Source organism: Pseudoalteromonas obscura, assembly GCF_030135505.1.
GTDB lineage: Bacteria > Pseudomonadota > Gammaproteobacteria > Enterobacterales > Alteromonadaceae > Pseudoalteromonas > Pseudoalteromonas obscura.
The window spans coordinates 99,565-119,621 of the sequence record NZ_JASJUT010000007.1 but is presented as its reverse complement, the minus strand read 5'-3'; the positions used below and the strand labels follow the sequence as shown (position 1 = coordinate 119,621).

Annotated in this window: 14 protein-coding genes; 2 read left to right on the top strand and 12 right to left on the bottom strand. The window is 40.7% G+C overall.

Features of this window, described 5'->3' with window-relative positions; genetic code table 11:
- The first annotated feature begins 9 nt into the window (after positions 1-9).
- Together QNM18_RS16515 and QNM18_RS16510 are read left to right on the top strand one after the other, a co-directional pair.
- On the top strand, positions 10-687 hold the full coding sequence (locus QNM18_RS16515) for a hypothetical protein (RefSeq protein ID WP_284137834.1): 678 nt from the start codon (positions 10-12) through the stop codon (positions 685-687).
- Positions 688-829: 142 nt separating this feature from the next.
- A complete protein-coding gene (locus QNM18_RS16510) occupies positions 830-1,822 on the top strand; it encodes a substrate-binding domain-containing protein (protein WP_284137833.1) in 993 nt (330 codons plus the stop codon).
- A gap of 27 nt (positions 1,823-1,849) precedes the next feature.
- Here QNM18_RS16510 and QNM18_RS16505 read toward each other — a convergent pair whose 3' ends face one another.
- The 12 genes from QNM18_RS16505 to QNM18_RS16450 all read right to left on the bottom strand — a co-directional run bounded on the left by QNM18_RS16505 (position 1,850) and on the right by QNM18_RS16450 (position 19,958).
- The gene (locus QNM18_RS16505) at positions 1,850-2,707 is read right to left on the bottom strand and encodes a 2-phospho-L-lactate transferase CofD family protein (protein ID WP_284137832.1); all 858 of its coding nucleotides are present in this window, start codon (positions 2,705-2,707) and stop codon (positions 1,850-1,852) included.
- Positions 2,708-2,912: 205 nt separating this feature from the next.
- On the bottom strand, positions 2,913-4,235 hold the full coding sequence (locus QNM18_RS16500; protein WP_239426055.1) for a Na+/H+ antiporter family protein: 1,323 nt from the start codon (positions 4,233-4,235) through the stop codon (positions 2,913-2,915).
- A 1-nt stretch (position 4,236) separates the two neighbouring features.
- Positions 4,237-6,186 (bottom strand): transglutaminase TgpA family protein, encoded by a 1,950-nt coding sequence (locus QNM18_RS16495; RefSeq protein ID WP_349774893.1) that lies wholly within the window; start codon positions 6,184-6,186, stop codon positions 4,237-4,239.
- Positions 6,176-7,126, bottom strand: coding sequence for a DUF58 domain-containing protein (locus QNM18_RS16490; RefSeq protein WP_211008804.1), 951 nt, complete (start codon positions 7,124-7,126; stop codon positions 6,176-6,178). The genes QNM18_RS16495 and QNM18_RS16490 overlap by 11 nt, the downstream gene beginning before the upstream one ends.
- Positions 7,126-8,037, bottom strand: coding sequence for an AAA family ATPase (locus QNM18_RS16485; RefSeq protein ID WP_211008803.1), 912 nt, complete (start codon positions 8,035-8,037; stop codon positions 7,126-7,128). The genes QNM18_RS16490 and QNM18_RS16485 overlap by 1 nt, the downstream gene beginning before the upstream one ends.
- Entirely contained in the window at positions 8,034-8,417 is a 384-nt protein-coding gene (locus QNM18_RS16480) for a response regulator (RefSeq protein ID WP_023399139.1), read from the bottom strand. Before QNM18_RS16480 ends, QNM18_RS16485 begins: the two co-directional genes overlap by 4 nt.
- Before the next feature lie 209 nt (positions 8,418-8,626).
- Entirely contained in the window at positions 8,627-9,511 is an 885-nt protein-coding gene (locus QNM18_RS16475) for a hypothetical protein (RefSeq protein ID WP_284137831.1), read from the bottom strand.
- A gap of 444 nt (positions 9,512-9,955) precedes the next feature.
- Positions 9,956-12,742, bottom strand: coding sequence for a hypothetical protein (locus tag QNM18_RS16470; protein WP_284137830.1), 2,787 nt, complete (start codon positions 12,740-12,742; stop codon positions 9,956-9,958).
- A gap of 401 nt (positions 12,743-13,143) precedes the next feature.
- A complete protein-coding gene (locus QNM18_RS16465; RefSeq protein WP_284137829.1) occupies positions 13,144-16,236 on the bottom strand; it encodes an efflux RND transporter permease subunit in 3,093 nt (1,030 codons plus the stop codon).
- A 9-nt stretch (positions 16,237-16,245) separates the two neighbouring features.
- Positions 16,246-17,298, bottom strand: a complete 1,053-nt coding sequence (locus tag QNM18_RS16460; protein WP_284137828.1) for an efflux RND transporter periplasmic adaptor subunit — start codon at positions 17,296-17,298, stop codon at positions 16,246-16,248.
- A 495-nt stretch (positions 17,299-17,793) separates the two neighbouring features.
- Positions 17,794-18,732 (bottom strand): aspartyl/asparaginyl beta-hydroxylase domain-containing protein, encoded by a 939-nt coding sequence (locus tag QNM18_RS16455; protein ID WP_284137827.1) that lies wholly within the window; start codon positions 18,730-18,732, stop codon positions 17,794-17,796.
- 329 nt (positions 18,733-19,061) lie between these two features.
- The gene (locus QNM18_RS16450; protein WP_284137826.1) at positions 19,062-19,958 is read right to left on the bottom strand and encodes a LysR family transcriptional regulator; all 897 of its coding nucleotides are present in this window, start codon (positions 19,956-19,958) and stop codon (positions 19,062-19,064) included.
- Between the last annotated feature and the right edge of the window lie 99 nt (positions 19,959-20,057).

The window sequence follows — 20,057 nt, the reverse complement described above, 5'->3', positions numbered from 1 at the left end:
AACATTGCATTGTCAGACTCAATATATAGAGCATTGCAAGGGTTAAGCCGACGCGAGACTATTTTGTGTAAGCAAGGGGGGAGACTCCCTAAGCACATTGAAATCAAACTGTACATTGGCTACCTTACGCTCATATTGGCAGCTATCCTAGTCGCATTTGTGTGGCAGATCAGTCAACTTGAAACTTATAAATACACTTCGCTAATTCTCCTTTTAATGGGATATTTTGGTATTGTTGCTCACCCAGCCTTGCTATTTATTTTGAAAAAAGACGAGATAAAATCCCATTTCAAAAACCCGTTTAATCTAATTTATGTAAACGCGCTAAATACCCAAAGATTTGATCAAAAATATGTTGATTTCCTGAGCACTAGAAACATACATCACCTAGAACTTGTGTTACTTGAAATCCAAGCACAGAAACACTTATTTGAACAAAAAACTGCATTGCTGGTAGGATCAATTGAGCGAATAGGGTTTGCGCCAGGTATACTAGCGCTACTGATCTCTTTGGATAAGCTCAGTGAAATTGAGCTTGATTGGGTTTTATCGATAGCGTACGTCATTCCCATCATTTATTTTTTCGGTGCATTTAGCCGCTTGTTAGCGTCAAAAGTATCGCGTCACATTTCGATACTCGAGCTGGCCATCCAAAGAAAAAAGGCGGCTTGCACTACCACCGACTAGCCGATTCCCCGCCAGAATAACCGAAAACGTCCCAATGGATAGCAAGCTTTGCGGTATAACTCATTGCGCTAATTTAAAAAAGCGTTAAAATATTTGCACTACAAACCAGACATATCATAATTTAGTCAAGGACTTAGAAATAGTGACTGAAGTGAAGCGTATATCAATTTATTTGCTATTCGGTTTATCCTTATTAAGCACAAATGCAATAGCTCAATATACATTTGCCTTAATAGGCAAAACGCAAAATGATAGTTTTTATCAGCAAGCGTTTGCAGGCTGTAAGGACTTTGCACGCCAAAAAAGTGATTTGACTTGTCTATATGATGGCGCTGATGATTATCAAGATGTCCGTACGCAAGTACTTATCGTAAGGGAATACGTCGAAAAAGGTGTCGATGGTATTTTAGTATCAACAACTGATTCAAATTACTTGGTTTCAGGGGCATTAAAAGAGGCAAAGCAAAAAGGTATCCCTGTAATTACATTTGATTCTGATCTATTAAGCGAGCAACATGCTTATAGATTGGCCTATGTAGGTACTAATAATTTTGATTTTGGTGTTGCATTGGGGCAGGCAGCCAAAAAATACAAAAAGCAATCCCCTCAACCTGTCTGCATTCAATCTGGACATTACACTACCCCAAATTTAAATGAAAGAATTCGGGGTGTAAGGCATGCACTCTCCGGCACAGCAGATAAAAAGCTGACGGGGGAGTCGGGTTGGATAGAGCATGAAAGGTGTCCACTTTATACTATGGGTAAGCGCGATGAAGCTTTGAGCCAACTGATTGCCATACTGAGCACCGATGCACCTCCTATCTTTATAGCAGTTGCCGGTTTTGCTCAGTTTAATGACAAATACGTCAGCGCATTACAACCTTTTAAACAAAAACTGTTACAACAAACTGTCACTGTTATTTCCGCAGATACCGAGGAAATTCAAGTTAAAGCGCTGGGACTAGGGCTTTCCACAATTAACATAGGTCAAAAGCCATACCATATGGGATTAAACAGCGCTGAACTGCTTTACAATTATGTTAAATTCAATAAAAAGCCTCCCCAAAGTGCATACTATTTAGATTTTCATTATTGTAATCAAAAAAATGCAATGACTTGTACTAACAACAGATGATTTGCTCACAACCGAGTGAGCGTAACCTTAATACTTCACCGCCGTAACGCTCAGTGGATTTGAAGACCTTAAACTTGGTAATTCAAACAGCGTGTTCATCATATCTAGTCCATTGTTGTGGTATGTATCATGTGCCTTAGAAGACATACTCTCTTTATAGTGGTAACTGATAATGTCAGCAAACTGGTTTGATATTGAAATATCGAAAAATTGATACCCTAATTGACAACTCATCCAATGCAAATACTCTGCAGATGTACAACTATTCAAAAGCTCACTATTAGACTGGGGCATATCAATAAATAGACGACTAGCACTTGTTTCTAGCACAGCATTTTTTATGTCTTGGATAAGCAGCAAAGGCAACAAATCTGTGAACGGGTTACAAGGCCCAAAAATTATTAGATCAGCATCTTCAATAACCGCAATAGCATCTAGCGATGTATCAACGTCTTTTGATAAAAACACTTCTTTGGGAAGCGCATTGAGGCGATTGATATTTTTCGCACCGACAACGGTTTCCCCACCATACGTAATCGCTATTAAGTCCGTCGCATAGTCCGACATCGGCAAAACGCTATTAGTGCTGTTATTTATGGATTGATTAAATACCGTGAGGGCTTCCGTTGGCGTGTGACACATCAATGATAGCAATTCTAAATTGGCTACATGATGGGTCTTGTTCTTTCGTTGTGAGGAACTCAAAGCCAGACTCATACTTTGCAATATTTCCAATTGTGAATATGAGAGCAATGCGCACTTATTGTCTATATCAAAGCTTGCCTCAGGCGTAGCACATATTGCACTAAGGTTTTGACAAAGTGGTTTTAAAGACTTCATTAAATCAAGCATATCTTGCCCAGCACCAACAAACACTACATTCATACAATCACCTCCAAATTATTTTTCAGAAGACATTTTGCATGAAGCGAGCCAAAAGGTAAGCTGTTGTTTTTACTTATTTAATTATGAAAAATAAGACCGTAAATTGCAGTTTGCGAAGCAACTTAAAAATGTTTTTTTAAACTAAAAATAACAGCCATAAAACGATAAGTTAAGAGCTAAAAAAAGGGCCTGTAGGCCCTTTTCTTTAAAGCACCATTGCAGCAATCCAGCCAAATATAAGTAAGGGTATATTGAAATGAATAAAAGTAGGTACGACTGAATCCCAAATATGATCATGTTGACCATCGGTATTTAAACCGGATGTTGGACCAAGTGTAGAATCTGACGCCGGAGACCCTGCATCACCAAGTGCACCAGCGGTTCCAACTAAGGCTACAGTTGCCATCGCAGAGAAACCAACTTCAAGCGATAGAGGAACGAACAGCGTGGCGATAATAGGTACTGTTGAAAATGAGCTACCGATACCCATGGTGATCAGTAAACCGACCAGCAAGATCACCGCTGCTGCAACTGGTTTACTATCTCCTATAAGGTCAGCACACGTTGCCACAAGTGAAGCCACATCACCGGTTTCTTTCATTACCGCCGCAAAGCCCTGAGCAGATATCATGATGAAACCTATCATGGCCATCATAGCCACACCTTTAGTGAAGATATCCGAGTTTTGTTCCCACTTAATCAAACCAAACAAAGCGAACATCATCACACCTACAAGTCCGCCCAAAATCATTGAACCGCTAACATTTTGCGCCAGCAAAGAGCAAAAAACAGCGATACCACCAGCTATCAGTACTTTTCTTTGGTCCTCTACTACCAAGTCGCTTTGTCCAGATGTCATCTCATTAGATTGGTACTCTCTGGGTTTTCTATAGCTGATAAATACGGCAACCAATAAACCAATTAGCATGCCAATCGCCGGGATCACCATGGCGTAAGGCACATCGGTATTAATCACTTCAAGGCCATTATCTGTGAGGTTTTTGTGTAAAATCGAATATAAATAAATACCACCGAATCCGTAAGGTAACACCATATAAGAAGTGGCCAAGCCAAATGTGAGCACACAAGCTATCGCACGTCTATCCATTTTTAATTTATTGAAAATAACAATAAGTGGTGGAATTAGGATTGGGATAAAAGCGATATGTACCGGCACTAGATTTTGAGACGCTATCGCGCAACACATAATTACCGCAAGAATAAGCATACTCAAATACGAAGCCGAGTCTTTGTTTTTGCTATTGACTAACCCCAATAATTTGTTTGCCAAAATAAGTGTTAACCCTGACTTTGAAATTGCGACCGCAAAAGCACCCAACATGGCGTAGCTTAGCGCAATTTCAGCCCCACCGGACAGGCCATCATTAAACGCATTGAGCGTTTTTTCTAACCCTAAACCAGCCGTTAACCCAGCAACGAGCGCGCTAATCGTCATTGCTACAATCACGTTAACCCGAAATAAAGAGAGGCCCAACATCAAAATGACCCCGATGAGTACTGCGTTCATATTATTTTATTTTTGCCTTTTTTATTATTTGTCTATTTAGTTTTGAAAGCTTTCGATACTGCTGTGATGACAGTTGCACCTCGTTATATCGTGTGCTTTCAAACAAATCATAAAACTCTGAGAGCTCATTGTTTGCATGCGGCCATTTTGTTTTTAAGCATTCGAATATTTGCTTTGGCGTTAATCTATCAGATTTTAGTTCAGCCAACACTAACAACTTATTATATATTCTTATTTCTTTCGGCTGTTTAAACCTTGCTCGTAGATTTATATAGATAAACCAACAGCCAAATACAAGGATTAACAACAACACGACGCTTAGAGCTGGTAGTAGTTTATGCTTTTGCCCAAACAGTGTTTTGAGCAGCGACGATTGTTTTTTGTCATCAAAATTCAATACCCAACGGGTCCAATGAAAATCTATTTGCTCGAGCTGCAAACGTACCCAATTGATCGCGGCAATATTTGAAAATGCCTGAAGGCTAAAGCCCAAATTATCCTTAAACTCTTGCTCTAAGTCGGTTAGATCCGACAGCGAACCCAACATTCGTTCGGGCGCTACCCAAGCGGTTGGGTCTAGTCTTTGCCATCCATATTGTGGGACATAGTACTCAACCCAAGCATGCGCATCATATTGATAAACCGCATAATAACTACTTTCTTCATTAAACTGGCCACCTAGATAACCAGACACTAGCCTAGTTGGTATACCTACTGATCGCATCAAAAACGCAGCTGACGACGCATAATGTCCACAGAACCCAACCTGAGTGGAGAACAAAAACTCATCAATGGTGTCATTTGAGTTAATACTTGGCGGAGACAAACTATACTGGAAACCTTGCGCTACGAAAAATGCTTCCATCTTTGCCAAAAACTCAGCGGTAGAGCCCGTGGTGCGATCCCACTGCTTGGCCAACTCTACAGCTTTGGGATTTATTCCATCTGGTAGGTGAGTATTTTGTCTATATTCCCACCGGGTGATCCGCGCATCGTCTAACTTTACCGGTGAGACATCGTATTGGATAGCTTTGTTGCTTTGCTTTTTTTGGTAAATCGCACCGAAATGATTCGCTGAAATGCCACTGCTCGCCGGGATGCCTTCTCCTAAAGTATAAAGCCAACGCGTATTGGAGGGGCTTGAAATAACCGAGTAAGGTTGGGCTATGGGCTCATACGTTTTGTACAAAGGCCTAGTTTGCAGGCTAGACATAGCCCACTTTTTACCATCGAAACTATCGTGAATAATTGCACGCCAGTAAAAGGGCGGTTGGAATTCATTTGATATCGGTAATAATGCCCGAAATGCTAACTCTGAAGAACGAGACAAATCCGAAATCTCAAAAGGGTCAACGTTTTCCGAAAGCCCTGTTGATGCAGATTTGGCGTTTGGTAACTGCCAAAAAGGCGGCAACTTTGGTATTAGCATCACCATGGCTATGGCCAAAGGTAAGCTAAACACAAACTTGCGAACCGAGCTGTGAACCGATTTTTTTATTGCGACATGATGTGTCACACTAAAAAGCTGTGACAAATTTAACAATAACATGGCTGCAATCAGCAAAAATGCCAAAATATTCTGTGAAAACAAATAAAAACAGGGGTAGGTAAAAAAGTTGAGAATGTAAACACTTTGGGCTTGCTTTTCGCTGGTTACTTGCAACATTTTTAATGAACAGGCACCGAGCAACATAGCGACAAACATCTCAATGGTGTTTCTAAAACCAAGAGACAAAAACACAACAATAATGACAGTGACTGCAAGTAAGTTAACCACCAACTGCGACGGATTTCTTACCGCGCCCACTGAAGTGCTCACCTTAAAAATGCAGATCAATAATATTGAAACACAAAAAACATAGCCCAGATTTTGAAACAGCAACAGTGACATACCACAATATATCAATGAGGTAATCAGTGTATTTCGCTGAACTAACTCGCTAGCATTCACTTAAGCTCTCCAAACATTGCACTGCATGACGCTCTCCACTTGCGGCGGGTATATGATTACCAGGTAGCTTTAGCGCAAATTCGTGCCCCAGTCTGTCTGCCTCAAGAACTTGGTGGCACAGCTTAGATAAGCGTGTTTCTTTTGTTCCCTCTATTAGGGAAAAATCTAACACTAAGGTGATCCCATGGCTATCACCCACATAGTCTTTGACCAGCAATTCTTGATTTTTCGCAAAGTGTCGCCATGAAATACGGTTTCTATTCATACCTTGCTGATAGGGCTTCAAGCCCGAAAACTCATCAAGGCTATCTGACTTTTGAGCAATTACGTCTGTATCATCTTCGGAATCAAGAGACTCCCGTAAATCTAACTCACACTTTAACGGCGTTGGGTAAACATAAAAGGTTTTATCAGATAACAAATAGCTCCATACGTTTACTAGACCAAAAGGGTAGCAACTATGTATTTTGAATTTTCCGCCTTCATATTTCCCCCTTTTTTCTAGGCTCAAGCTCACTACTTGGCTGGAAGTCGATTCAAAAATATTTTTATCTAGCACACCGGAGCTGTGCCAATTAGCACTACTGATGCTCAACGAAAAGACTTCTTTTGACGCTGAGAGTTTAAATTTTGCGTCATTGTGATTGCCGCTATAATTATTTTTTACATCAAGTAATTCAAGCTTCAATCCGTGTAAATTAAAATATCCGTAAAACAAAGAAGAGATTTGGAGCATTAGCATCAAGTAAGCAACCCCTAAAATAAGGTTATTTTGGTAGTTGATGCCAATGATGAAATTTAACAGCGCAAACAATAAAAAAAAGAGTCCGCGCAGTGAAGGTACTACGTATATATTATTGTGAGAAAAGGTGATGCTGTTGGCGCTGTGCTTTCTAGCAATGACTTTATCTATCCAGCCTTTATAAAGCGACTTTGCCATTACAATGGCACCACAACTCTTTCAAAAATTGCTTCAACGGCAGATTCTTGCTCACTACAAGGAATATTTAGCCTATGGCCCGCGACGCACCCAAAGACCGCTTGGACATCATCCGGTAAAGTATAATCTCTACCAGAAATCAACGCATAAGCTCGAGCAGACAATCCGAGTGCGATACTAGCACGTGGGGAAAGTGGATCACTAAATTCGCCCGAGTCTCGCGTGTAACTCACTAAATCAAGGATATACTGCACAATGGGCTCAGCTAACTTAACGTCCATAACCGCATTTTGCATCTCGAACAGTTGTTCATCACTGATAGAACAACCCAAGTCATTCATGTTCAATGTACGCTTATTCCCTGAAGCTATAAGACTTTTTTCAACCTGAGCATCCGGGTAACCCAAACTTATTCGCATGAAAAAACGGTCTAATTGAGACTCAGGTAGGGGGTGAGTCCCAGACTGATGCAACGGGTTTTGTGTTGCAATTACAAAAAATGGTTGCGCCAATGGATGGGTCTGGCCATCAATGGTTACTTGCCCCTCTTCCATCGCTTCTAAAAGTGCACTTTGGGTTTTTGGGCTAGCGCGGTTAATTTCGTCTGCTAACAATATCTGGCTGAAAATTGGACCTGGGTGAAAATCAAAAGAGTGTGTCTGGGAATTAAATATACTGGACCCTGTGATATCAGCAGGAAGCAGATCACTGGTAAATTGCACTCTTTGATAACTGAGACCAAGAACATTGGCCAACCCATGCGATAAGGTCGTTTTACCCATTCCAGGCAAGTCTTCAATTAACAAGTGACCTTTACTCAACAAACAACACAAAGCCAACTTCAACTGCTCGTTCTTTCCCAAAATCAATTGAGAAAGATTTTCTATTATTTTATTTGTAACTGGGTTCATGCAATCATTTCTAATCTTTTCATCACTGTATCTACTTTTTTAGCGTTAAACGGCTTTGCAATAAAGCCTTTTGCGCCTAATTCCCAAGTATTTTGCACATTCTCCAAACTGTTGTGACCGGAGCACATAATGACATGTGTATTAGGGAATTGGTCATTGACGTATTCGAGAATTTGAGTGCCATCGGTATCTGGCAGCTCTATGTCCAAAAAAAGCACATTGGGTGATTTTGATTCGAGCAACGGTTTAGCTGAAGTAAAATCCTTTGATTCGTAAATTTCTTCGAATCCTAAGTTTTCTAAAATATCAATTAAGTAGCTTCGTACTTCTTCAACATCATCGATTATGAGTATAGGTTCTAAAGGTCTAACAAGTTCCATATTGTAATGCTATCTGACAACGACTGGCTTAATACTAAGGCATGGCGACAATGAGCTCAATGGTTTATTTTTATCAAGGCTGCAACCTAACTTAGTACAATTATTTACTCATTCTTGAATATAGTATACAAAAGGAGAGCAACCAAGCATTAATATTGATTTACGGTTATATTTCATTGAGAGCGTGCATACATAAAGCTTTGATTTAATTAATGTCTAGCTCGCTGAAATGGTGCAACATATTGTTCTATATATGCTTTGAGTTTTTTGTGTTCTGATGCCTGCAAGTAGTCATAATGCGCTTTTAAAAACGCCTCTTTGTCATAACTTTGTAACAAAACTTCATTCACTCTTGCGATAAACTTACTGCTTTCCGGGGTTTTATTGCACATAAACTGACCGATAACCACTTTAGGAGAACCTGCAACGCGATATGATCTCACAGGTATATTGATATTATTGCTATAACGGTGAAATTCAGAAGGGTAGTTTAATGAGAAATCGACTCTTTTAGAAATGAACATTCTATATACAGTTTCATAGTGATCCGCGCCTCCGCGAAGAATAATATTTTCCTTATTTACGACAGAGATCTGCGCATCTAAAAAGTCTCCGTAAGAGAAGCTCTCGGCGATAACGATCGCACTACTGTCATATACCTTAAATAGATCGGGTAAAGAAGTGATTTCTCCCTCTGCGTTTAATACTGCTTTTGAAGCCTTGGATAAATCATGATGGGAATAGAGCTTGTGCGCCCAATAAAAGTTAACTGGTAGGCTAAAGAGATACCGTAACTTCCTCGGTTCATTTTTTATCATGTTGATAATACAAGAGGGGACCTGAGTCTGTTGTATTGATTTAAAGGCGCGCTTACGACTAGACTTCACATAATGTATATCAATATCCTTTATCTGAGACAATACCAACTCATTGGTCGCACCTGCAATATTTTCCGGCTTACGAGTCTTAGTACTCAATAGCTCAAAGTCCAGCTGGTCATCAAGAAAAATACGTATGCCTTGAGCTGACGAATTACTGCAAACGGTGCAAGCTGCCACGACTAACAAGTATGCAAACTTATCACTGCAACGCACTATTCATGCCTCTATTTATTAACATCTATTCAATTGTAGCCGAGATTTGTGCTTGTCCCACAATTAAAGGGGAAATATGCGGTGAATAGCGTTCACTCACGTTTCTAATTACGATAGGTATTAGCATGTTTAAAGGCAAATTTTACATCGCATGGGAGGTACCTTACTCCTTCTGTCTTAGGCATAGACAATGTTTATATCTAGGTAGTAAGGTCAATAGGTCTCATTGTTGGAGCTTTACACCAGAAGCTTTTATATTCCCCAAATTAAGTAATTTGTATAATTAGTACCATGAAATAAACGAGTTGTTTGTTCTTGGGTAGATGCCTACTTGAACACTTTGGCTACGTCTTATTACAAAAGCCTTTAATACAAACTTAGTGGATTAAAGGCTTTTGCGTAAGTTACACTGGAGCACGGCGTGGTCACCGCGCTCTAATGTCATTATAGTAGGGTTATTGATAAAGTAGGGATCTGCCATACTGCTGTGCAAGTTTTATCGTCTACCCCTGAAGGGAAAGGGTTCAAGTAGCAAGTTTGATATGGGTAGCTGCCAGACATCGCACCTTGCTGATGCAAAGCTGGTGACAATGGACCCACGAACAACTTTCTGAACAACGTATTTCGAACTGGCTCCTTCCAAAGACTGAATATGTGTGCCGAAGAATACTTTGTCCATGAAGATTGTGTATAGTTTTTATCGCCTCTAGGCAGCGGTGGGGATGCATCTAACCATTGGTGATTTCCGTCGATATTTGCGAAAGAATCTACAACTAAGTTGTCACGAACATTTGGATCTTTAGGCAATCCAATATGCTGATATAACTGGGCAATGCCTTGCTCATCCAATAAGCTTAGCTTTGTCAAAGTGACTGCGTTTGCAACTACCGTAAAGGTCTGTGGATTGAACTGTCCATTTGTATCAGCCATTTCATCACGCAGTTTCTGTGCAAAATTGTCGATGATCACCAGAGACTTTCCGGGCGCTGTACGCGTAAATACCTGGTTGATCAAAGCGTCCGTTACCGGCTTATTTTGTAGTTCGATAAACTCTTGGTATGGTTTAGGTAACTTACCGATAAACTCTTTTGTTAAGCGCTCTATCAACTTTTCTTTCATTGCATCAAGCAATTTCTGCTCTAACTCTTCGATTTCCTTAAGGTGAGGTGCACCAAGAGCCGCTGACAAGCTTCCCGCCTCTGCAACAATCGTTGTTACATTGCTCAGGGCTGCTTTTATATTACTGATGTTTTCCATGGTATCGCACCCGCTGATTTGACTGGCAACGCCAATCAACTGAGGTTGATAACATGTGAGCCAATAAGTTAATGGTTCCATAGCACTTGCATTAGGATTAATCGTATTAACAATTGCCTGTGATGCAGCCTTGACGTACTCAGAATTTGCTTCATCAATATCCTTAGCCCAATTTTTCAGTAGAGATTGTACTGGGCTGGTAGTCTCACGTGCGGCGAGGTTTAGCGCCTGAATTGCTGCTTTGACCTCGATTATAGAAGTCATAGCGCTGTTTAATTCACGCTGCAGATCTGGAATTGTATTTTTTAATTCTGCTTCGGCATCAACTAGCTTCTTAGCTAGACTATTTTTCTTATTGGTGAGCTTTATCACGTTGTTAAATAACGCTCCGGTTACTTTTTTACAAAACGCATGACCCCGACCGTCACTAATTCCCCCCCCTTGACTTGCGAGCGTAACCGTTATTTTGTCACCTTGTGATAAGTCTACAACTGCGGTATCTATCAAATCGAGACGAGTTTTAATACGGTGTAGTTCATCCCTAGTTTCCTTAAGCAATTGCTCATATTGTTCGCTGTGTTCCCATTCCAGATCCCCATGCTCGCCTTCAACTCTTGCTAAGACTTCGTCTTCATATTCTTCAAACGTCTTTCCGCCTAAAAAAGAAGACTTAGCAGCCAAGAGCGATTCCTTAGTACCTGTGATGCCATGATCCCATTTAGGTTCCTTTGGCTTTGAGCCTCCAATAAGACCTAGTGGATCTAATGGGTTAAAATCACTTCCAAATATAGATTTTATTAATCTAAGTCCTGGATCTGTCTCTTTAACAAACTTTAGGAGTCCGGCCGGGTCTAAAAGTTTTTCATTCAAAAATAGCTCACATGCTGCCTCATGATGTTTCGAGTCAAGCTGAAGGACTGTCGTTTCTAACTCATTTTTAAGGCTAATATAACGATGCTTTTGCTCTTTGAACTTATTGTTAACACGATAAAACCCTCCGTAAATCTGGCTATCTACCATCAATAGAGACTGGTTGATTTTAATATCTAACGCGTCAAGCTTTTCAGTAACTATGTTTCCTTCATCAAGTACTTGCTGTAGCAGCTTTTGAATATCTTCCGCCTGACTTTGTGATAGGTCAATATCATAATAATAGGCTATTGCTCTGATGATTAAGCTGTCGATGGCAGTCCACATTTCATCATTAGCCATTGTATTAACCGCATCCTTAAACAACTTTATCGCTCTCAAATGCGGCGCTGCCTGAGAAGAATACTGAAATGACGCACTATCATTATATATCAGGCTATCCCTAATATAATCATAATATGCTTGGCTCGCACCGGCGTTCTGCCACTTGCTTCCCAGTGCCACATTATTATGGTTTTTCAGAGCAGGTGTGTATTTCCCAATAAATGATTCCAGTAAAAAGTGACGCTGTTCGACTACAGTTTCAGTATCCGTCAGCTCAAATACGTCACCGGAATACTGATTCACGTAGGTGTGTGCAAATACATCTGAAGCGGCATGGGCTAAAAATCCATAAGCGACAACGCGTGCAATTTCACGCCTATCTACATAATTAGGATCTTTTTTATTACTATTTAGGTATAGGTAATGCGCATTATCCGCATCATTAATTTTATCGTACAGAAACCTTAACCAGTCGTTGGTCTGCCACGCGCCAGGGGCCAGACCTCCTGGATGGATGAGTAATTGACCGGCCACTACGTCGGGAAATGCATCAGGCCCCAAAGTAGAAAGTAGATACTCGCTCTTATTGTTTAAAATAGCTTCTCTTGTTGCTGCAGAGACTGGTACATCTAAATATTCATTGCCGATTTTTAAGGTAAGTTTTCCATCTTGGAGATCATTGATAACCTGTTGGCCTATCCAGATATGCGTATCAATTTTAAATGCATTTGTATAAAACGAAAAAAGCAACATTACCGCTGAAAATATGAGCTTATTCAATAGTTTTCCTAAATTATTTAATTTTCCGGCACTTTATATAAATAATATTATTTTGCAATACTTTATATAGAACTTAGAGACGGAATAACTATTTAGCACTAGAATTAGTTTTATACAATCACACTTAAGCTAAGTTATTGAGCGGACAATAATCAATCAAAATACCTAATTAGGCATTTTTTATCGCCTATTCAAACATACAAGTAGTGACATTTTAGAAGGGCACCTCCCTATGCACTTCTTTGCACTGAAAATGTAAAATCTGAATCGACTAGTTTAAATACCAACTTTAAAGTACAAGAGGGTATAAGTGACTACCTTATACTTCACATTATTTTTGTGATAAAAAACAGCTTCCAATAATCAATCAACAGGGACTCATTTTATCCAGTACAGCTCTATTATGCGTATTTCATTGTCTTGTTTGTACCAGACGTTTCATCAGATTGAATATTGAAAAACACCGCATATATCGCTGGCAGCAATACCAAAGTAAGTACAGTTGCGAAGGTTAGTCCAAAGGCAATCACTACCGCCATAGACGAAAAGAATACATCCCACACCAATGGAATAACACCTAACACAGTTGTTAGAGACCCCATCATTACAGGCCGTACGCGACTGGCAGCCGAGTCTATCACCGCATCATAACGAGGTTTACCCTCTTTTATTTCATCATCCATTTGATCGACCAATACAATTGCATTTTTTATCAGTAGGCCAGACAATGAAAGTAAACCGAGTAACCCCATAAATTCCAGCTGCGTATTTGTCAAAAGTAGACCCACTACAACCCCAATTACGGCTAAGGGTACTATCAACCAAATTATTGCCGCCTGACGAATTGCATTAAAAAGCAAGACAACAACCAGTACCATTGCCAAAAGCCCAATGGGCAGGGTAGATGCCAATTCAGCATTGGCTTTTTCACTATCTCCATATTCACCATCCCAACGCAAGTAGTAGCCCGGAGGAAGGGCGATAGCCTCGATTTTTGGCCTCAATTCAGTGAGTAAATCCGACGCAATAATACCGGAAGCAGGATCAGCTTGAACCTTTAGCGTCCAGACCCGGTTTTCGCGCTGCATTTGTCCATCCATCCATTGAATATCCATTCCTTTCATGGACTCAGATAGCGGCACTGTAGAACCTGTAACTTTACTTGGCACTTGAATGTCCTGCGCAAGCGATAAATCATTGCGTTCATCTTCAGGCGCTCTAAATACGATAGGTAGCCTACGATCATTGTCACGATATAAACCCACTGTTTTACCCGTAAAATTACCGTTGAGCGCATCTGCAAAATCTTCACGAGACACACCTAATCTCCCGCCTCTAGCGGCATCGTATTCAGGCCTTAAAACGGGTATTTGCTGGCGCCAATTGGTTTTTATTGCAGTCGCTGTAGGGGTACTTGCCATAATATCTGTCGCCTGCTGAGCAAGTTTACGAAGCACTACTGGATCGGGGCCATAAAATGTCGCCTCAATTTTTGAACCTTGGCTCGGCCCAAGTCTAAATCGCCAAACGCGTGCTTGCGCACTTGGGTACTCTCTATCAAGGTAGGCTTGTATTTTGCTAATTAAACCCTCAATTCTATCAAGGGAATCAACACTTAATATTATCTGGCTATATGCACTATTGGGTAACTCTGGTGAGTAAATCAGCATATAGCGCAAAGAACCTGAACCAATAACCGAGTGCATATTTATAATGCCTTGGTAACTTTGCAGCTCCTTTTCTATTTTCAGTACATCGCGCTTTGAGGCTGATATATCTGCCCCTTCAGGCAACCAGTAGTCAATTGCTATCTGTGGTGTCGTTGACGTTGGGAAAAATCCCTCTTTAACGTACATCAAACCCCATCCAGCGGCAAAAAACATTCCAATAGCCATGAATATTGCAAACCATCGAAATCTAAGAACTTGGTGCATGAAGTGTTTGTACAACTTCATGAATCGACTGTCAGAAACTGATTGCTCGCTCTCATCCATCTGTGCATTTTTTGGTTTTGGAAATACAATGTCAGCTAACATTGGGACCAAACCAATGGCAAATATCCAGCTATACGAAAGTGAAATCAAAATTACCCAAAACAGATGGTTTGTGTATTCGGCGGTGTCGCCTGGCGCAAAGCCAATTGGTGCAAAAGCAATGATACCGACAATAGTGCCGCCCAATAAAGCCCACTTTGTCTTACCCACGACGTCATTGGCAGACTGAGTCACACTTCTCCCGGATTTCACACCGATCAGTATTCCCTCAGTAATCACGATTGCATTATCCACCAGCATACCCAAGGCAATGATAAGTGCACCCAGCGATATACGGTGCATCGGGATGCCCATCATATCAATTGTGGCAACGGTTGCTGCGATGATGATGGCTAAAACAGCACCTATTACAATTGCGGACTGAACGCCCATAAAAATGAACAAAGTACCGAGCACAATCAAAATGGCCAACAGCACATTGATTGCAAAACTATCTACTGCTTCATTGACAATGTCTCCTTGGTGATAAAACTCATGTACCGTTATGCCAAGCGGGCGATTGTGCGACGTATCATCAAGCTTCGTCCTGATCTGCTCACCTATAACAGCTATATTTGCGCCACTCACATTTGATATCCCAATGGCAATGGACGGCTCGCCATTAAACCGTGAGTACAAGGTTGCAGGTTCAGCTTCTTGTCTTTTTACCGTAGCAATATCACCAATGCGTACAAGGTCATTTTGATCAGGCACAGACACCATAATTTGCTTGATATCACTGAGCGAGTCTAACTTCCCCGTTGGGTAAATCGTTAGCCGTTGGTCGCCAACACGTATGTCACCCGCAGCAACCATGGCATTTTGTTGCGATAGGCTGTTGAACACGCCCGCGATTGAGACCCCCAATGCAGCTGCTCTATCTCTTGATATTTCTATTGTGATGACTTCTTGTTGCTCACCCATTAAAGAGACTTTTGCCACACCATCAACACTCAAAAGGTCTTTTCTGAGGTTTTTAGCATACTCTTCAAGTTCTTGAATGCTGTAACCTTCACCTGTAACAAAATAGAGTAAACCAAACACATCGCCATAGTCGTCGTTCACAAAAGGCCTGCCAGCTCCAGGAGGCAGACTTTGCGACGCATTGTCTATTTTGCCACGAAGTCGAGTCCACACCGCGTTAAGTTCTTTACGTGATTTAGAGAATGTGTGCTTGACCTCAACTTTTATCACAGAGTAACCAAAATAGGAGGTCGCTGTAATTTTGGAGACTTCCTGCATACCTTGGATCTCTGACTCCAGTATGTCCGACACCTCATCGGTAACCTCTTGAGGCGATGCGCCGGGGTATTGAGTGACAATTTGCGCCTCCCGAATTAAAAACTCAGGGTCTTCCAACCTGGGCATATTGGTATACGCGTTATAGCCAAAAGCAAAAGATGCTAGAATGATAACCCAACTCAATAGCCTTCGGTTGATAAAGTATTCAGCGATGTTCATGCATACCCCTTACTGTTTGTATGGACGCACTTTGGCGCCTTCAAAAAGGTAATGTCCTCCCGCAGCAACGATGACTTCACCTTCTGTCAATCCTGTTACGGATACTTTGTTTTGACTATGAGGTGACACCTTAATCTGTCTGCGCTCAACCTTATTAGTTGTCATATCAACTACCCAAACAAACGTTTCTCCAGCCTGAGCCACAACCGCGCCAAGAGGAACGACATATACGTTAGCGTCTATTGTGTTGGAGGAGCTGAACTCACCTTTAAGTGTCCCGGTCATTCCGGGCAAAACGACAAGACCTTTTGGTGGTTGGAATGCATACCTCACTTCAAAAGTCTGTGTACTTGGGTTGGCCTTTGCAGCAGCTTCAAACATGGTTGTTTCAATTTCGATACCGGGCGCGGCATCAAGCTCTAGAGAAACACGAACTGGCATCTCTGTATCTGATTTTATAACGAGGCTTGCAGGTACATGTACAACAGCATGAGACCCTTTTGAGCTTAGCAAGGTCACAATGGGTTGCTGAGGCGCAACATTCTCGAACTTTTCAATGTGAACCTTTGCGACTATTGCGTCGTATGGCGCTACCAGTGTGGAGTCATCCAACTTTTTTTGAGCACTATCTAGCGCAGATTTTGCCTTGTTTTTCTGTGTTAACCTTTGATCCAATAAACTTTGTGAAATGGCTTTTTGGCCGATTAAGTTTGCCGCTCTTCGATAGTCAGATTCGGCTTGCCTGAAATCAGCTCGCGCACTCATTAAAGCGTTTTTGTAATCTCGCTGGTCCAACTGAGCCAACAACTGGCCTTTTTTTACTTCTTGCCCTTCTTGGAGCGTAATTTTATTTATCTGCCCCGGCACTTGAAAGGTGACCGCGGTTTCTTTGGCAGCTTCAACAAATGCTGGCAAATGAACCAAATGCATCGCTGGCTTTTCTTTGATCTCATATAACTTAACTGGTTTTGGCGCCAGCACGACGCCATTTTCCAGAGGCTCGTCGCAGCCCACCAACATCAAAACGCTAGTCAGCGAAACAGTAAAAATTGCTTTCTTCATCGTATTTACCCACAAAAATGACACCATGTCATTTTTTCAATTATACTCAGGAAGAAAATAATGACAATGTGTCATTTTTGATTTGTTTTTATACTCCGACTTAAAAGCTTCACTAGTACAGCTTTGATAAATTGACAGTTTCAGCCACAAAAAAGAAATTATTAAACAATTAAATCAGCAACTTACTTATATGGTGATGCAATCAAATGTGTTACTCCAATTGGTGGTGGCAATGCGCTACGGCGCGTTTATACGTAACATCAAAATCAGTGAGGAAAATGTTGAATATCGGTGCTATCGACGTTGTTTTTTTGACAAGGCGACCCACAACTCGATAGATAACCTAGGAACAAGGCTATAATATGCGAGCTTTTTGCTCTAGCGTGTTTACCATATCAAAAACTAACTCAATTCAAGGGTTAGGTGGCAAAAGAAATTAATACAAGGGTCGCCAAACAGCATATGTTGTATATGCGATTTGGCTAGGTTCAAAATCTAAAATACCGTTGCTAGTAACGACAAAAAAGCATAAATAAACGCCATAAAGATACATATGAGCAAAGTATTAAATGCCCACTTTATCGGGTAGTAGATTTTTCTATTGGCCTGTTTTAGCCGTTTTGCACTGTTTAAAACAGGTGTAACTTTACTAAATAACCCATTGATTGCACCAGCTTGATCGCCGGGTAAGTTGGGCACTAACGTCATTCTCACTAGCTTTTTGTAAAGCCGATTAAATACTCTCCCAAACAAGCCCAATGGCCGCTCGATATCACACATTAAAATTAATCGAGGTTTGTCAGTATTATTTTCGACAAAATGTAGGTAGGTTTCATCAAAAATAAACGCTTCACCATTTCGCCACGCTTGCTTTTTTCCGTCGACATTAATAAAGCAGTCTGAGCTATTTGGCGTGTCCAGCGCCAAATGATATCTAAACGAGCAAGCTATTGGGTCTAGATGACGAGTTAACTTCGACCCAGCTGGTAAAATTGTGAACATTGCGCCATTAACACTTGGAATTTGCTCAAGCAGCTTTATTGTGTTTGGGCATAATTCCTTGGCTGAATTTAGGGTTGTACCATACCAAGTACAGTAGAATTTACTCCAACCATATTTATAAAATGTCCTAAATCCGACATCATAAAAGCTTAAATTGTCTTTGTTTGTGGTCTTTTCAAAGTAGCCTAAGTGATATAAATTATTTACTTCTTTACTTATTTCTTGCCAGTTATCTTGTAATATAGCTAACCCTTCAAACTGGCCTGCATCAACAAAAGCACTTCTTGCGCCACGTTTTGTAGAAAGGTATAAAAGTACATTTAGTGGGGCAAATATCGGCCAGCCTTTACGTAAATATTCAACAAAACTAGCAAACCTTGCTTGGCCCCTAAATTTATATACATATAATATTGATAACGTTGTAAAAGACATTATAAGAATCAATATATAAAAGCTAATCATTCCACCACCGCCAGAACAGATAATTCAAAGTTCACACCTATTTAGTTTCCTAAATAAGTGCCCATTTCATACTATGTTTTGCCTTAACATAACCTTTGAACCTTTCTAGAGACTTACACATGGACAGTTTTGTACTTCTAACCACGGTGATTTAACGCATGAGTATCTCAGACAATGTGCACCGCTTGATTGACTTTTAATATGTGAGGACGGGAGGTAGCCTAAGAATATACGATGGTCATATATTCCTAGAAATTACGTCGTTATCTGCTGACCAGTAATAGGCTCGACCTAAACTCTCAATCCAGCTTGCTGCAGATCAAGGTGATTTGTTCTACAACCCATTTATAAAAAGGATCATTTGCTGTTTTTTGGTGCCAAGCAAGCACTACATTGAAGCCAGGTGGGTAGTCTGGTAATTGGATTTCTTTTAGCTTTGGATCCGGTAACATTCTTTTTGGAATAAACGCTACCACATCAGAGTGGTGTACATATTCACTCATTATTTTAAATGATGGAATCGATGCGACAATATTGCGCTCAACCTGATACTTTTTAAACCACTCAGTAGAGGAACCTCTTAGGTTTGCACGGGCAGGAGACACAATAAGGTGATTATGGTTGTTAAGTTCTTGAATCTTGATGTGCGCACTCAATGTACTCTTTGCACTAGTCACGAGCTGGTAACTTTCGTTGTAAAGGCGTTTATATGGGATATTTGAGTCCAAAAAATCGGGGATCGTGATTGCAAAATCGACTGTGCCCTTTGTCAACGACTCGGTTAGAGTTTCAATTTCTAGATCTTTAATAATGAGTTTGATATTTGGCGCTATTTTCCTGAAATGGCAAAACAACGCCGTAGTCACAACTTGCTGCGCGTAATCAGTGGAAGAAATCACGATTGTCCTCTCAACTTCTTCTGGATCAAAGTCATCAGTAAGAACTGCGCCTTCCAATACGTTTAAAACCCCCTCAAGCATTTTACCTAACGACAATGCCTTAGGCGTGGGCGCAATACCTCTACCATGACGCACAAAAAGCTGATTGTTAAAAATAGCTCTTAGAGACTTAAGTTGAAGACTCACAGCTTGTTGGCTGACATTCAAAGATTCAGCCACTCTGCTAATACTTTGCTTTTCGAGTAGCAGAAGAAGCAACCGCATTTGCTTGACATCCAGCTTATCCAATTCAGTCATTTACCACACCAATTAACAATCATTTAATTGTTAATATTACAATAAGCACAATCTTTTTCTAGTTGTTTAGCTTTATTAAAATGGCACTACTTTGGTTGG

Bases quoted from the DNA above. Each gene is read 5' to 3' on its own strand.
- QNM18_RS16505 (WP_284137832.1), bottom strand. From the start codon at position 2,707: ATGAATGTAGTGTTTGTTGGTGCTGGGCAAGATATGCTTGATTTAATG.
- QNM18_RS16500 (WP_239426055.1), bottom strand. From the start codon at position 4,235: ATGAACGCAGTACTCATCGGGGTCATTTTGATGTTGGGCCTCTCTTTA.
- QNM18_RS16490 (WP_211008804.1), bottom strand. From the start codon at position 7,126: ATGGCAAAGTCGCTTTATAAAGGCTGGATAGATAAAGTCATTGCTAGA.
- QNM18_RS16485 (WP_211008803.1), bottom strand. From the start codon at position 8,037: ATGAACCCAGTTACAAATAAAATAATAGAAAATCTTTCTCAATTGATT.
- QNM18_RS16480 (WP_023399139.1), bottom strand. From the start codon at position 8,417: ATGGAACTTGTTAGACCTTTAGAACCTATACTCATAATCGATGATGTT.
- QNM18_RS16465 (WP_284137829.1), bottom strand. From the start codon at position 16,236: ATGAACATCGCTGAATACTTTATCAACCGAAGGCTATTGAGTTGGGTT.
- QNM18_RS16460 (WP_284137828.1), bottom strand. From the start codon at position 17,298: ATGAAGAAAGCAATTTTTACTGTTTCGCTGACTAGCGTTTTGATGTTG.
- QNM18_RS16455 (WP_284137827.1), bottom strand. From the start codon at position 18,732: ATGTCTTTTACAACGTTATCAATATTATATGTATATAAATTTAGGGGC.
- QNM18_RS16450 (WP_284137826.1), bottom strand. From the start codon at position 19,958: ATGACTGAATTGGATAAGCTGGATGTCAAGCAAATGCGGTTGCTTCTT.